The sequence below is a fragment of the Neobacillus sp. BF23-41 genome, assembly GCF_041106275.1.
In genome coordinates this window covers 33,286-48,010 of sequence record NZ_JBGBPR010000008.1, presented here as the reverse complement: position 1 = coordinate 48,010, position 14,725 = coordinate 33,286, and the positions used below count along the sequence as shown (strand labels likewise).

The 14,725-nt window shown below is 40.9% G+C and carries 12 protein-coding genes; 3 read left to right on the top strand and 9 right to left on the bottom strand.

Annotated elements, in window-relative coordinates; all coding sequences use genetic code 11:
- Positions 1 to 40 precede the first annotated feature (40 nt).
- Positions 41 to 946: an aminoglycoside phosphotransferase family protein gene (locus AB7942_RS13970; protein ID WP_369447314.1), complete on the top strand. Its 906-nt coding sequence runs from the start codon at positions 41 to 43 to the stop codon at positions 944 to 946.
- Between the two features lie 136 nt (positions 947 to 1,082).
- Here AB7942_RS13970 and AB7942_RS13965 read toward each other — a convergent pair whose 3' ends face one another.
- Together AB7942_RS13965 and AB7942_RS13960 are read right to left on the bottom strand one after the other, a co-directional pair.
- Positions 1,083 to 1,544 (bottom strand): P-loop nucleotide/nucleoside kinase family protein, encoded by a 462-nt coding sequence (locus tag AB7942_RS13965; RefSeq protein ID WP_369447313.1) that lies wholly within the window; start codon positions 1,542 to 1,544, stop codon positions 1,083 to 1,085.
- A 41-nt stretch (positions 1,545 to 1,585) separates the two neighbouring features.
- Positions 1,586 to 2,587, bottom strand: coding sequence for a LacI family DNA-binding transcriptional regulator (locus AB7942_RS13960; RefSeq protein WP_369447312.1), 1,002 nt, complete (start codon positions 2,585 to 2,587; stop codon positions 1,586 to 1,588).
- 242 nt (positions 2,588 to 2,829) lie between these two features.
- Here AB7942_RS13960 and AB7942_RS13955 point away from each other — a divergent pair, with 242 nt between their 5' ends.
- On the top strand, positions 2,830 to 4,611 hold the full coding sequence (locus AB7942_RS13955) for a glycoside hydrolase family protein (RefSeq protein ID WP_369447311.1): 1,782 nt from the start codon (positions 2,830 to 2,832) through the stop codon (positions 4,609 to 4,611).
- 113 nt (positions 4,612 to 4,724) lie between these two features.
- Here AB7942_RS13955 and AB7942_RS13950 read toward each other — a convergent pair whose 3' ends face one another.
- Positions 4,725 to 5,423, bottom strand: a complete 699-nt coding sequence (locus AB7942_RS13950) for an N-acetylglucosamine-6-phosphate deacetylase (protein WP_369447437.1) — start codon at positions 5,421 to 5,423, stop codon at positions 4,725 to 4,727.
- Between AB7942_RS13950 and AB7942_RS13945 the strand changes: the two genes are divergently transcribed.
- Positions 5,422 to 5,811 (top strand): VOC family protein, encoded by a 390-nt coding sequence (locus AB7942_RS13945; protein WP_369447310.1) that lies wholly within the window; start codon positions 5,422 to 5,424, stop codon positions 5,809 to 5,811. The genes AB7942_RS13950 and AB7942_RS13945 overlap by 2 nt on opposite strands.
- Positions 5,812 to 6,015: 204 nt before the next feature.
- Here AB7942_RS13945 and AB7942_RS13940 read toward each other — a convergent pair whose 3' ends face one another.
- The 6 genes from AB7942_RS13940 to AB7942_RS13915 all read right to left on the bottom strand — a co-directional run bounded on the left by AB7942_RS13940 (position 6,016) and on the right by AB7942_RS13915 (position 14,712).
- Entirely contained in the window at positions 6,016 to 7,137 is a 1,122-nt protein-coding gene (locus AB7942_RS13940; protein WP_369447309.1) for a glycerate kinase, read from the bottom strand.
- A 20-nt stretch (positions 7,138 to 7,157) separates the two neighbouring features.
- Entirely contained in the window at positions 7,158 to 9,122 is a 1,965-nt protein-coding gene (locus tag AB7942_RS13935; protein WP_369447308.1) for a BglG family transcription antiterminator, read from the bottom strand.
- Between the two features lie 33 nt (positions 9,123 to 9,155).
- The gene (locus AB7942_RS13930; protein ID WP_369447307.1) at positions 9,156 to 10,547 is read right to left on the bottom strand and encodes a C69 family dipeptidase; all 1,392 of its coding nucleotides are present in this window, start codon (positions 10,545 to 10,547) and stop codon (positions 9,156 to 9,158) included.
- Positions 10,548 to 10,636: 89 nt separating this feature from the next.
- Positions 10,637 to 13,273: a glycoside hydrolase family 38 N-terminal domain-containing protein gene (locus AB7942_RS13925; protein ID WP_369447306.1), complete on the bottom strand. Its 2,637-nt coding sequence runs from the start codon at positions 13,271 to 13,273 to the stop codon at positions 10,637 to 10,639.
- Positions 13,274 to 13,361: 88 nt separating this feature from the next.
- Entirely contained in the window at positions 13,362 to 14,384 is a 1,023-nt protein-coding gene (locus AB7942_RS13920) for a PTS fructose transporter subunit IIC (RefSeq protein ID WP_369447305.1), read from the bottom strand.
- Between the two features lie 19 nt (positions 14,385 to 14,403).
- Positions 14,404 to 14,712 carry a PTS fructose transporter subunit IIB gene (locus AB7942_RS13915; RefSeq protein ID WP_335437795.1) on the bottom strand — a complete coding sequence of 103 codons (309 nt, stop codon included), beginning with the start codon at positions 14,710 to 14,712 and terminating at the stop codon, positions 14,404 to 14,406.
- Positions 14,713 to 14,725: the final 13 nt, after the last annotated feature.

Below are 14,725 nucleotides of genomic sequence, written 5' to 3'. Positions count from 1 at the left end.
AAGTAACTTTTTATCCAGCATTTTCAAAAGGAGGTCCATTATGACCAATTCAAATAGTGCACCAGAAATCAACCTATCTCTGGTGAAACGGTTGATTTCCGGGCAATTTCCGCAATGGACAAACCTTTCCCTTGAGCCGTTCAACTCCACTGGAACGGAAAACGCCATCTATCGGCTCGGTGAGGATATGTTCGTACGATTACCCCTTGGTGATTGGGCCATCATGCAGGTGGAGAAGGAGCAACGGTGGCTGCCGTTCCTTGCCCCGCACCTGCCGCTTACCATCCCAACACCGCTCGCGTTTGGAATGCCCGCAGAGGGTTATCCATGGCGCTGGTCCGTGTATCGATGGATCAAGGGTGAGAATGCGATTATGGGGCACATTGACAATCCATACCAAGCGGCGACCGAACTGGCTCAATTCGTTACCGCCCTGCAGCGGATCAATCCCGAAGGCGGTCCGCCCCCAGGGCATCACAACTTTGGACGCGGCCTGCCACTGGCAATGCGAGACGACGGTGTCCGCGAAGCAATGGCAAATCTGCACAACACGATTGATACCGAAGCAGCAACCCTAGCGTGGGAAGCAGCTCTCCAGACACCAGCGTGGGACGGACCGCCCGTCTGGATCCATGGAGATCTTCTTGCCGGGAATCTGCTTGTCGAACAAGGGCGACTCAGTGCCGTCATTGACTTCGGGGGCCTTGGTGTGGGAGATCCCGCAAATGACTGGATGTTCGCGTGGAATTTGCTTTCCGTCGAAAGCCGGGAAATGTTGCGTGCAGAGCATTCAGTTGATGACGCAACCTGGGCACGAGGGCGCGGCTGGGCATTGTCAGTAGGACTGACTGCCCTTCCTTACTACCAAAGCAGCAACCCTGTGTTCGCCGGTGTCGCCCGCCGCTTAATTGATGAAGTTCTCGCCGATTACAAGAAAGGCTTATGATTTGAAGTTACTTTACTGAAAAGTTTTTGCTTTTTATAAAAGACAATAATGGGGATTCACGGTAATCAGACAAGATTACCGTGAATCCCCAAAAATTCCGCTTCCAGTCATATTTTTCCAAAAATTAAACATTCAATTATGATTCAAGCTCTTCTTGTGTAGGAGACTCAAAAAGGAGCATGTACTCTTTAAGGCTTTCCTCAAGTAACCGAAAAGTACCTGGAGGAAGTTTAGCATTCCTTCCCGCCAATCGCTCTAAAAGAACCTCTTCAGGCACATCTAAAAAATGAAGTTTAAAGTCAATCCCTAACTCTGCTGCTCTCGCGCGAAAATCATCTCGCTCGCTGCGACCCCAAAATCCAAAGTCTAAAATCACATCAACTCCCAGAACTAACACTCTAGCAGCAACATCCCAAAGAAGACTTTCCACTAAGTCGTGCCTAGCATCGTGTTCCTTATCATCCATATCGTGTCCAAATAAGCGAATATGCCATTCATCTGGAGTTAGTCTTAGTGCAGAATATTGCTTTTCAAGCTTCCTTGATAGTGTGGTTTTGCCACTACACGGAAGACCAACCATTAAATGCAGTGTCGTCACAGTCCACCCCCCATTCCAATGTCCATTTTTCACTATCCGTTTTATAGTTTAGTCGTGTTCCTTTCTACCAATTCGGTAGTAAGCAATATCTTCTCAAACGGTTTTTCCATATTTTCGATTCGTCGATAGAGCTGTACCACCGAGCGATTTGCAAAATACTCTTTGTTTATCGCAATCGTCGAAAGCTGAGGTAAAGAAAGTGTTGCATAAATAGAATCGTCAAACCCACAGACAGAACATTGCTCAGGTACGTGAACCCCAAGTTTATCCAAGCTTCGAGTAATCAAAAAACCGATGTGATCATTTGCGCAAAACCAGGCATCTGGCAACAAGTGTAATGACTGGATATAGGCATTTACCAAAGACTCCTGCTCATTTACATGGTGTTTTATCCATTGACTTTCAACAGAAAGCCCCTCTTCCTCCATCGCATCACGAAAGCCTTCAAATCTTTCACGGTAGCTCGGTGACTTTGCTATTTCTCCGATAAAGCCAACCGACCTCGCTCCTTTAGTTATCAATTGTTTAGTAGCTAGAAAAGCTCCCTTTCTATTATCCGTCAAAACAGAATCCACCTTCAGATTAGGATCATGATGATCGACCAAAACAACTGGAATACCCGATTGAATGATCGCTTGAATGAACTCCTTTCGAAGATGAGATAGTATCAGGAGTCCATCTACCTTTTTTTCAGTTACAAAGGAAGGCAATATCAAGTTTTCTTCACTTTCCTTATCCACTGCATGAAGCAATAAATGGCCTTCTCTGCTTTTGATTTCCTTTTCAATATGTAAATTAATCACACCAAAAAAGGTGTTCTCAGCAAATATTTCCTCTCTAGCAATTAATCCGATCATGCGAGCAGACTTCATAGAGGTTTTCGTTTTCAGCTTTTCCATCGGATATCCAATTTCCAGTGCTGTGTCCAATACCTTCTCCCGTAATTCTTCACTTACACCTGCCCGTCCCGTTAATGCCAGAGACACAGAGTTCTTTGAAATTCCAAGCTGATCAGCAATTAGTTGCATCGTGGGTTTCTTCATTGTAACCCTCCCATTTTGATACGCTTTTTTATATGGTACAAATTTTGTCAAGTAATTGTCAAGTATAGTTATTTTTAATAATATCCCTTTAATAGGAGTAATAAACTCACAAATTATTAACATTACTTTCGACTCATTTAATTGACAAAACATTAAAGTAATTTGAATAATCACGTGACAGGCGATAAAATAAACCGACATCTTGATACCGCTTACAAACAATTATCACTAAGGAGGATATTATGAAATTATTACAAATGATTCTAGCTGTACTTCTAGTATTTAGCTTGTCTGTTCCAACAGGAGCTAAAGCCATGGAAACCGAAAAGGTTGAGGTTAATCTTGATCACCTTGATTTTTTGAATGAAGAAGTTACCATCGATAGGAAGGACATGTTAATTACCCATATTTATTCGGAATATCCTGATTATAACTGGGTTGATGCATCAGGAGAAGGAATTGCCTGCGTTGACGATGTAGCCCGGGCAGCGATAGTTTATTTAAATCATTATGAACAAACTGGCAATAAGGAATCGCTGGACAATGCAAAAAAAGCATTAAACTTTGTCATGTATATGCAAGCAGCAGACGGAGAATTTTATAACTTTATTAATCGTGATTTTTCCATCAATACCGACGGCCCTACTAGCAAAAAGTCTTTTGACTGGTGGGCTGCCCGAGGGATGTGGGCACTAGGCCATGGATATAAAGTCTTCTCGAAAGCAGACCCTGCTTATGCGAAAGAATTGGAGAATAGCATTTTACTAGCAAATGATGCCCTTCAGAGAAAAGTAAACAAAAATTATGGTGAATACACGGAGATCCATGGCTACAAAATCCCTGCCTGGATCGGTGGATTTGATGCAATGTCTAACAGTTTACTAGGTTTAGCAGAATTTTATAGCGTCAAGCCCCTTCCCGTAATCAAGGATTCCATGCTCAAAGTCGGACGAGGACTCGAAGAATATCAATTCGGTTCAGCCGATCAGTATCCTTTTGGCGCTCATTTAGATTGGGAAGGATCGCCTACTCTCTGGCATGCATGGGGCAGCGGTCAATCTTTCGCTCTTGCCAAAGCCGGAGCCGTATTGAAGAAAAAAGATTGGATTGAATCTGCTCAACAAGAAGCGGACCAATGGTTCAGCCATCTCCTTGTGACCGGAATGATTAAAGAAATGGCACCTACTGCAACAAAAGATGAACAAATTGCTTATGGAGTCAATATGCTCACTCAAGCATTTGCTGAATTGTATAAAGCGACCCATCAGAAAAAATACGCTCAGTATGCTGGTATCACAGCTTCCTGGTTAACTGGCAACAATGATGCAAACTTTGCGATGTACGATTCAAATACCGGAAGAGGTTACGACGGAATAAACGGCGTGACTGGAAAAGTGAACATGAACTCCGGTGCAGAATCAACGATTGAAGCTCTACTGGCTATCCAGGCTGTACAAGTGATACCACAGGCGAAGAGTATGCTTCATGTGAAAACAACCGAAAGGCACACGACTGAAGTTTATGAAGCAGAAGGGTTCACAGCACAAGAAGGAACTCCCGAAATCATCACTCCCACTAGTCCATGGACAGGTGATGCACTTTACAGCGGAAAAGTAGTGAAATTATCTAAGAATGATAGTATCAAATTAGAAGTTGAACCTAACAAAAAAGGAGAATACCTCCTGTACGCAGCTCTAGAGAGAAAACATTCTCAAGAAGCAATAAATTTGGAAGTTCGCGTGGATGATCGTCTGATCCGTACCGTCCCAGTATCCGACTCTCCAGACTCTGATTATTTAACGCTAGTGAAATTAACTGAGCCAATCAAACTTGATACAAACAAACATAAGGTTACTCTTACGCTAAAATCCAACAGCAGTGAAGCGTTATTGGTAGATAATCTAGCGCTTCAACCAGTTGAGGAATACGCAACTTTCGCCAAGGAAAATGGGGAAACCTATAAACTGGAACGGAATTTAGTAAAAGGGAAGAATGAATTAAAGTTCCTGCAAAAAAATAAATAACCTAAATTCTACTAAAAGCAAACACCCTTGTCTACTTCTTGGACAAGGGTGTTTGCTTAGTTTTACTAGATAATTTGCCTTACATCGTAGAAAAATGTTTTTTAACAACTCAATTATTTATCATCATTAACGTAAATCATTTCCCCATTTATAAACGTTGCTTTCACGTTCAATCGATCATCGATTAGGACGATATTTCCCTTTTTTCCAATTTCTAAACTGCCGGCTTCATGGTCAATTCCTAACAGTTTAGCTTGGTTTAAGCTTACCATTGGCAAAATCCCTTCTAGAGGGGTACCAAGGACACCTTTTACATTTTTAAGACATTCCATTAAATTTATCGTACGGCCGGCCAAAGAGCCAGTTTCCACTGTCCTAGCAATTTTATTTTCTACTTTTACTGATAATGTCCCAAGTGTATAATCACCATCTGGTAAATCAGCAGCTGCCATGGAGTCGCTGATTAATATAATTTGATCTTTTCCTTTGGCCTTATATAGCAACTTGATTGCCCCTGGATGAACATGATGTAAATCTGCAATACATTCACACTGACATTGATCATTTGTTAAAACGGCACCTAAACACCCTGGATCACGATGATTAAAACCTCTCATCCCGTTAAAAGTATGAACAGCAATCTTTGCCCCATGTTGAATAGCTCGATTGGTGGTATCATAGTCTGCATTCGTGTGCCCAATTGATACGTGAATCCCTTTTCTAGATAAATAACCAATCGCCTCTACTGCATTTTCCTTTTCAGGAGCAATTGAGTGGATCATATTATTCAAGTGAAAAGGGGAAAAAAACATGATTTCCAAAATGGAACATACGGCCATTATTGTTTCGGATATGGACCGGTCTATCGAGTTTTATACAAAAATCCTTGGGTTTAATATTCGCCTTCGTGGAGACAATCCAAATAGGGAGCTAGCGTTTTTATATCTTGAGTCACAGCCCGATATGGAAATTGAGCCGATCCGTGATATTAATCCTGTCGGAGAGTATGCAGCGTGTGGAATCGTGAATCATCTTGCATTTACGGTCGAAGATATCGCCCTGGCCATCCACCATTTCAAGGAAATAGGAATTCATTTCACATCCGGGGAACCAAAGCCGACACTGGAAGGCGGACGTATGATTTTGTTCTATGGACCAGACCGCGAACTTCTTCAACTTGTAGAACGTGTGAAATCTTAGCGGGGTATAACCTAGTAGGAGGGAATATACACAGAGCTTTTTAAGGTGAAACCCTTATTCATGGTAATAAAGTAATAAAAAAAGCGTAAAGACCCTTATCACGGAATCTTTACGCTTTATTAGTGGACCGCAGGTTTATCATTGGAATGAAGGATATCCACCCATAAATAGATTGAAAGCTGGATTTATAGTCCCGGCCCCCTTTTACATAATACTTGCTATATTTCTTGCCGTATTAACAATATTAGGATAGGCATGTTTAAGGGCCTGTTCAAGTGAGGTCACTCCTGGCACAATGCTGAAAACGGCATCTATGCCGCAATCGTGAACCGCTTCATAACCAGCCCCGAGTGAACCAGCTACCCCGATCACACGAACGGCATGTTTTTTGGCTACCTTAGCCACACCAATCGGTGTTTTTCCATAGATGGTTTGATTATCGATTTTCCCTTCTCCAGTTATAACAAGGGACGCATCTCGAATATGGTCTTCCAAACGGGTAGCCTCTACCACGATCTGTATTCCCTTTTTCAACTCGCAAGGAAGAAAAGCTAGTAAGCCTGCACCCAAGCCTCCTGCAGCCCCTGCCCCAAGAACGTCACTAACATGCTTCCCTAAATCTCTTTCTATAACTCTTGCAAATTGAGCCAGATTCTGGTCAAGAATTACCACCATTTCTTCTGTAGCTCCTTTTTGCGGACCAAATACAGCAGAGGCACCAGAAGCACCAAGTAAAGGATTTTCAACATCGCAAGCAACCTCGAAAGACACTTCAGACAACCGTGTATCTAAACCTTCTATATTAATAGAGTGCAAATGAGCTAATGCTCCTCCTCCTTCGCCAATATCACGACCGTCAACATCAAGTAATTTAACTCCTAAAGCCTGGGCCATCCCTGCTCCACCATCGTTGGTAGCACTTCCCCCGATTCCCAAAATAATTTTCTCAACATCGTAATCTAGTGCGGACAATATTAACTCCCCCACCCCATAGGTGGTAGTGTGTAGAGGATTTCTATCCTCCCGGGAAACCAAATGCAATCCAGATGCTGCAGCCATTTCAATAACAGCCGTTTTATCGTTATGGATTAATCCAAAGAAACCCTTCACATTTTTACCTAGTGGGCCAGTTACATCCTGATGGATCAACCGTCCATCTAATGAATCAACCAAGGATTGGACTAGACCTTCTCCCCCATCAGCCATAGGAACCTTGACGAAATCAGCATGAGGAAAGATTTTACGGAAGCCCTCTTCAATGGCATTGGCAACTTCTGTAGCCGATAAGCTTTCTTTAAAAGAATCTGGTGCGATAACTACTTTCATAGGTTTCATTCCTTTTAACTTTATTTAAGGGAGTAAAATTGATTGATAAAATCAGAAAAATTCTCTTTTGAGCAAAGCTCGTCTACTAATTTTTTATTTTGAACCAACTGCCAGATATGATTAAAAAGGTGGCTAAATTCTTCTTTATCCTTTTCATTCAAGGCCAGTAATAGGACTAATTGAACCGAATGCTCCCCCCATTTTACTGGTTTCTTTAGAATCCCAATCGCGATACAGGATCCTAGCGTATTAGGTTTTAAAGGGTGAGGAATAGCCACTAGATTACCGATTGATGTGGGTGAGATTTCTTCTCGCTCAAGTACAGATGATTGAAAAGAATCATCTACGTACCCTTTAATATTTAGAATGGATGTTAATGATTTTATGATTTCACTTGGACTTTTCTTATCAATCTCGGTGAAAAATAAATCGTCACTAAAGAGATTTTGCAGCTTTATTAAGGATTTATTTTTATCCTCATTTAAATACTTGTTTGAAATATGTTCTTTAACCTTGTCAACGTCTTTTTCCGTTAACATCGTGTTAATATGAAGAATCGGAATCGGACTTTCTTCATTCACCGGAATCGTACTTAGGATTAAGTCGGCTGCTTCTTTTTTGATATTCTTAATAGAATAGGATGGATAGGTACCAACAATATTGATTCCTGGGAACTTACTCTCTATACTGGCTGCTAATAGTTTAGCCGTGCCTAATCCAGAAGCACAGACGATGGCTACTCGTCTTACTTCACGCCGCTTTTTGGTCTTCATTCGCTCCACAGCTGCTTCTAAATGAATCGCAATATATCCCATTTCATCTTCATTTACAAGGAGATGGCTGTTATTCTGAATGATTTCAGCAGCAAGGATCCCTAATTCAAAGGAAAACGGATAATTATTCTTTATTTCCTTTAACAAAGGATTTCTCAAGTTCATGCGATATTTCAACCGGTTCATCGCAGACCGCAGATGAAGCCCTAATCCATAAATGAGCTCGCGGTCTTCCCGTAAATCAATGCGGTACACCCTATTAATTTCAGACAGAATTTCAACTACTAATTGATGATGACTCTCCCCAATTAACTCAACAAAGTCAGCTTCTTGTAAATTCTTATCTTCAAAATGTTTGGCTCCCAGCAAATGAATCGCGATATAAGCAACTTCACCGTTAGGTATTTTGATTGCAAATTTATCTTCGAGAGAATCAACCATTCTTTTAGCTACCGTGTATTCAACCTGATTTTCAATTTGTGCAAGCTCAATTGTTCCAACTTCAATGTTTTTACCTCTTTTTATTCTCTGGATGGCAATCGCAATATGCATCACTAGATTATTAAGTGGAAGGTCAGCCATTCGAAATGGCAGCTCATCTATATGTTCTTTGGTAATGATCTTAATGAGTTCCACATTTATATCAGAAGTAATTTCATTTTCAAGCTGAACTTGTTCATTTCTCATATTCGCTAAACTTTCAGACAAGCAAAAACGAATATTCATTTCGTTACCGATTAGTTTAATTCCGTAGTTTTGCTTCTTATATAAGGTTAAGTCGTATTTTTCTAAAAGCTTCTCTACTTGTTTCAGGTCATTATCAACGGTGGATTTACTCACAAATAATTCATTCGCAAGTTGCTCGGTAGCGATGAAACCATCCACCATAATAATACTTTTTAAAATATATAAGACTCGTTCCTCCGGAAGTACAGGTGCATGGCCTTGTTCCTCTTCTTGAAGCATAAACACCTCTTGAATTAACTCAGTAACCGACTGTCCCAGAGTTGGATCAATAAAGTACCCCACACCCCTATTCGCTTCAATTTGGACACCGATTTTCTTCAATTCAAGATTTAATGTTTTTACATCATTTCTGATCGTTCGGGACGTGACACCGATTACCTTAGCCAAATATTCACTTGTCACAGGTTCCTTATGTGAGAGCAATTCTTTTATCAATGACTTAAGACGGCTGTTAACAACAAACATCTCTTACCCTCCTGCTAAACACGTAAGAACTTTTTATGATAAAACGGCAGCGTTGGTTTGCTTTCGGATTTCTTCAATCGCTTCCATCGCTTCTTTTATACATTCATTAGAAAAGGACGTAACGAGGGCAATGGCTTCCTTTCGTTTCCCTGCCTTATTCAGTACGGCTGCCACTTCTTCTAGGTCACGGATTAGGAGTAACCATTTCTGTTCTAACTGATCAAAAGTTTTTCTAGCAATTTCCTTATTGTTATTAAATAACGTTCCATTTTCATTCCCTTTTAATTCATCAAGCAAATCCCGGAATACCCACCAATACGACCCGTTCGCCGATTGATCATGCTGTGATTCGGCGGGGTCAGCCGACTTCACTCTCACCGTTCCAGCCTGAGAGAGCAGCGCTGGAAACTCCTGCTCACACATGAAAATGGGCAGATAGAGCCCGGTACATGGGGTAGCAGGTGACCACCAGATTAGCGGGAAATGCCACTCATCCTTTGGAAGCTCAAAAATCGTTGAGGAGGCGGTTATTCCCCAAGTAAAATTGGCAGGTGACGAGTGCATACAAATCGTTTGAAAATCTGGTAGGGCAGCATTAAAAAATGGCTCCTCTAAAAAGGTATCTTCATAATGATCTCGTAGGATTCGTTTCAGCCAAGGAACATCAATCTGCCCCACTTTCTCACCAAGCAGCTGCTTCGTACGCTGTACTCGGATATGCGAGACCTGTAGTGAATTCGTGTGATCAGTATAAGCAAAGGCTGCATCAAAATCATCCTCGCCACTTGCCCAGCCAGATTCGATCGCCTTTTCCACAAAGCCCTCACTAGTTAAATCCCACTCCCCACGAATACTCATTTCGTTCGAAATCGAATGGAATTTATTTTGAATTTTCTTTGCCGCCCAATGATGGTCTACAGTTTCTAGAACCCACGCCTCTGTGGAATCAGCAATGATGAACGAATTATTGTAAGGCTTCTCCTCGCCCACGACCGCACTGCCCCATTGTCCATACTCTTCAATTAACTTCGTAATCACTTCTAACGCTTCTTGTGCTGTTTTACCTCTTTCTAATCCAAGGCGAACAAGCTCCATGCCTAAAATCCCTTTTTGTTTTTCAGGATTTGCTGAACTTTCTTTTAAATCTTTTGTAAAAATAGCCTCATTACCGATGGCAACACCATATTCATTGATGCCCTGTTCATAGCCCCAGCACCAAAACGGTGATGACCCAATGGTTAACCATGTTTTCTCCACTTGAGGAATCTCGACATAAGCTAATAATAACTTTTCGTCCATTTCATAGGCTTGTTGCTGATTATACACGAGTGGCTGACTTTCATAAGCAGGTCGATCGCTGTTTTTCGCCATAAGCATCCGAGATTGACTGGTGAAATCCGGCAATACAACTAAATTATCACACATTTCGTAACCCCTCCGGTCATTAAAAGAAAGAGACACCCTTAAAGAGAGATGACCTTATCACTCTACTCCTTGGGTATCTCCTCTCATTTCTAAGATAATTTAAAGCTTAAGATTTCGTTCGAACGAATATCTTTTAATTGAATTTCATTATTAGTAAACAAGATCCGCTCATCTTGTCCAGAGATAGGATTCTCATTCATATCTACTAGTGTAATAGCTTTGAAAAGTTCTTGATTGATTTCCACATTGGCAGAATGAATCGGTTGATTGGTTATATTAAAAATTCTTATTAAAAGACTATTATCATTTTCACATTTTTTCACTGCACTAATGGCCAGTTTTTCTCCATCAAGACGGATATACATACAGTTGTCATTGAGCGAACCCTCGCTAGACTTAACGGCAACAGGGACCGTCACTAATGGTGTAGTAAATTCATTGGCTTTCATCCCAATGCCGCCTTCTATTTCATTACCATAGTGAGCAACAATGGAATATTCCATTTCGTGCTTGCCAAGCAGCAGGCTATCTGGAGTTTCCACATGAAGACCTGAACGTCTTCCAGGGCGATCCACTAAATCTTGTTTGCCCATATAATCGGTTCCAGCTATTAATGATAGTGCAATTGTTGGTGTTCCCCCATGCAGGATCTCGTATTGTGGTAAGCCTTTATTGAGAATGGAAATACCTTTTTGAGAATCGGAAACATCCACAAATTTCTGCTGCGGATAAATTGGGTAATATTTTTCTTCCCAATTTTCTTGCTCCCAGTATTCAACCTGCTCTAAGTAGTTATCACGACGAATCGTGCCAAATTGTTGGTCAGCGATATGTGTATTCGTTTGAATCCCTGTATCAAATAATGCACGAATTCGGTGGTTTTTAACGGTATTATCGATCACCGTTTTAATATCCACCCGATCTTCAAAGCGATTCACCGTTATATAAGACTCAATCATTGAAGCTTTCATGTCACTTGATCGACGATTAACATCTGTATCTTCAGGGAATTCCAATCGATAAGTGATCTTAACGGTTGCAAAGACAGGTCCATTATGAACAACAGATATTTCAGGTGTTGCTTCTTTTGTGGTAATGATCTGATCTTCCCTAGGTGGGGAGAAGTCATATTCATCACCAGCATTCCCGCCTTCTTCATAAACATTTAATCCTTCAAAAATAGCACCCGTTTTCCGTTCTTTTATCGTTAATGAACCATTTTTTTCAATCGTTACATCAACAAACTCATTTTCAAAGGTTCCATTTTGATAGACATCAGCAAACGTATTAGAGATTGGCGCTTTTTCTTTTACGTAATAAGTGGTATATCCGAGGCCATCCACTGCTGCTGCAAATTTTATCTTTGTCGTAAAAACAAACTGATCCTCATTTTTTATACCAATTTCAATTTGTTTATCGTTTAAATTTTCTTCTTTTGTTTCCATCACTTGATAAGGTACCTCGTTGCCATTAGCATCAACAATCGTGAATTCTTTAGTAGTTAAATGCAATGTTGCTTCAGCGATATTCTTCCTTCTTTGGCCAAGAGTATTAACGACGACCAAAGGGATCCCCTTGATCTCATCGAACTTGATTTTACCAAGTAAATCTTCTACGGCTGTTTTCTGAACGGTCTCTCCAATTTGCTTAGCAAATTCATATCTCATATCCATTTCTTGATGCGTGTCATCGGTACAAACATTACAAATGGAATCATGAGCGTGATTTTGTAACATGTATTTCCACCCTTTATTGATGACATCATTATCATAATGATGTCCCGCTAAGAACGAAAGTGAGTTTAAAGGCTCTACATATTTTTCAAATAAGGTTTGGACTTCAAAATTTTTCTTTTTCAAATCTAACCGCGTAGACGCGATACTCACATGCACGCGCATATTTTTGCCCTTTCTAAATTCACCAGAAAGGTTCTCCAGTTTTTCCGATTCACGCGAAACTCCTTCGAAATAATCCTGCAGACGACTAAGTCTTACTTGGAAGTCACTTCCTTGTTCTGCGTAATGCTTATTTAACTCATCAATAATTTCAGGCAGGTCTTTATTGGCACTTCTTTGATCGAATCCACACATTAATAACATATTTTGTGTCGCTGACATCTCTTTTAAGCTTGTGTGATTTTCTTGGATGATTTCTAAATTCTTGTCTAAACTTGTAGAAAGCATGCGGCCATTTCCATAGCCTAATGGAAGATGCGTTGTGAGTACTTTAGAACCATCTGGACCCACCCACCAGAAATCCGTTTTTTCAGTTTCTTCATTAGTAATCCCGCGCCAGAACAATGCATGATTAATCCCAAAACCCTTTAACACTTGGGGGATTTGCGCAGCTTGACCAAAGGAATCAGGCAAATATCCAATTTGCATCGATGGACCAAATTCATTACCAATTTGCTGGCCAATTAACAAATTTCGAACAAGAGATTCACCACTTGGAGTAAACTCGTCCGGCTGAATATACCAAGGACCAATCACGATTCGCCCTTCTTGGATCAGCTGCTTTAATCTGTCCCGATTCTTCGGTTTAATTTCTAAATAATCCTCTAATACAATTGTTTGTCCGTCTAGTAAAAAGGAAGAGTAAGCAGGACTTGTTTCTAAGAGTTCAATTAATTCATCCATAAAGCGGATTAACTTTACCCGATATTGTTGATAGGTTTGGTGCCACTCTCGATCCCAATGTGTATGAGATATGACATGAAAATTCATAGTAAAAGCCTCCAGACCAATTTTTTTACTCTATATAGAAGATGAGGGTCCTATAAAAGTCCCCTCATTCTCATTCATTCTATTATCTTTATACTGCTTCTTGAGTGTATGTTACGTCTTCTTCCACATTCTTCTTTAATAATACCGTCATTAATGCGGTTGTAATGATCCCTGCAGCAAAGGCAAGTAAGAACATAAATGGTTTAATAAAGAACGGAATAACGAATACTCCTCCACTCGGAACAGGAGCAGCTGCACCAAGAGCCATGGCTAATGCGCCGCCGACTGCTGACCCAACCACAATCGATGGAATGACTTGAAGCGGAGCACCTACGGCAAACGGAATCGCACCTTCGGTAATCCCTGTCGCTCCCATGATTGTAGTAGGAAGTGCACTTTGTCTTTCTCCCGCAGTAAATTTCTTAGGAGCAATTCTTGTCGCAAGGGCAAGTCCGATTGGCGGGGTCATAATCCCAATCCAACATGCAGCCATGGGACCATATACACCTTCATTTAACATTCCGACACAGAAGGCAAATGCTACTTTATTAATCGGTCCTCCCATATCAAACGCCATCATCGCACCAATAATCAATCCAAGTAAGGCTAAATTTCCACCGCTCATTGATGTTAACCACGCTTCTAACCCTTTAGATGCTAAGGCAATTGGCTGACCAATGATATACATTAACAAAGAAACAATTCCAACACCTAATAATGGAATAACAATAATTGGTTTAAGAGCAGCTATATAAGGGTGCATCGGAAGCTTCTTAATAAAATTAACAATATAACCTGCAAGGAAACCGGCGACAATACCACCTAAAAATCCTGCACCGATTTCATGCGCAATCAAACCACCAACCATACCTGGAGCAATACCCGGGCGGTCTGCAATCGAATAAGACATGTAACCTGCCATTACGGGAACCATTAAGGAGAAAATTAATACCCCTGCTTTAACCGTTTGTTTGGCAAAACCTGTTTCTTGTTCACCGCCTCCTAAGAGTAAGCCGATAGTTAGGAGCAGTCCTCCAGCTACAACGAACGGTAACATATATGAAACACCAGTCATTAAATGTGTTTTAGCCTCTTCAAGAAACTTTTTCATATTTGATTTCTCCCCCTTATTACTTTACTAGCTCAAGAGCTTTATTGATAAGGCCTTGTGGGTTTTTTACAGCTTCTGCAACTGGAACCTTTACAGTAGGAATTTCATTAAAACGCTCAGATTTTGCAATCGCTGTATCAACGGCTAAAATCAAGACATTTGCATCTGCCACTTCTTTCGCTGAGATAGAATTTTCGATTCCCATTGCGCCTTGCTTTTCAACCTTAATTTGATGACCCATCTTTTTTGCTGTCATTTCTAATGCTGCTGCTGCCATATTTGTGTGTGCTACGCCTGCCGGGCAAGCTGTAATTGCGATAATTTTCATGATAAATTCCACC

What these genes read in the sequence shown, in the direction of transcription:
- AB7942_RS13970 (WP_369447314.1), top strand. Translation starts at nt 41, where the DNA reads ATGACCAATTCAAATAGTGCACCAGAAATCAACCTATCTCTGGTGAAA.
- AB7942_RS13960 (WP_369447312.1), bottom strand. Translation starts at nt 2,587, where the DNA reads ATGAAGAAACCCACGATGCAACTAATTGCTGATCAGCTTGGAATTTCA.
- AB7942_RS13955 (WP_369447311.1), top strand. Translation starts at nt 2,830, where the DNA reads ATGAAATTATTACAAATGATTCTAGCTGTACTTCTAGTATTTAGCTTG.
- AB7942_RS13945 (WP_369447310.1), top strand. Translation starts at nt 5,422, where the DNA reads ATGATTTCCAAAATGGAACATACGGCCATTATTGTTTCGGATATGGAC.
- AB7942_RS13950 (WP_369447437.1), bottom strand. Translation starts at nt 5,423, where the DNA reads ATGTTTTTTTCCCCTTTTCACTTGAATAATATGATCCACTCAATTGCT.
- AB7942_RS13940 (WP_369447309.1), bottom strand. Translation starts at nt 7,137, where the DNA reads ATGAAAGTAGTTATCGCACCAGATTCTTTTAAAGAAAGCTTATCGGCT.
- AB7942_RS13935 (WP_369447308.1), bottom strand. Translation starts at nt 9,122, where the DNA reads ATGTTTGTTGTTAACAGCCGTCTTAAGTCATTGATAAAAGAATTGCTC.
- AB7942_RS13930 (WP_369447307.1), bottom strand. Translation starts at nt 10,547, where the DNA reads ATGTGTGATAATTTAGTTGTATTGCCGGATTTCACCAGTCAATCTCGG.
- AB7942_RS13925 (WP_369447306.1), bottom strand. Translation starts at nt 13,273, where the DNA reads ATGAATTTTCATGTCATATCTCATACACATTGGGATCGAGAGTGGCAC.
- AB7942_RS13920 (WP_369447305.1), bottom strand. Translation starts at nt 14,384, where the DNA reads ATGAAAAAGTTTCTTGAAGAGGCTAAAACACATTTAATGACTGGTGTT.
- AB7942_RS13915 (WP_335437795.1), bottom strand. Translation starts at nt 14,712, where the DNA reads ATGAAAATTATCGCAATTACAGCTTGCCCGGCAGGCGTAGCACACACA.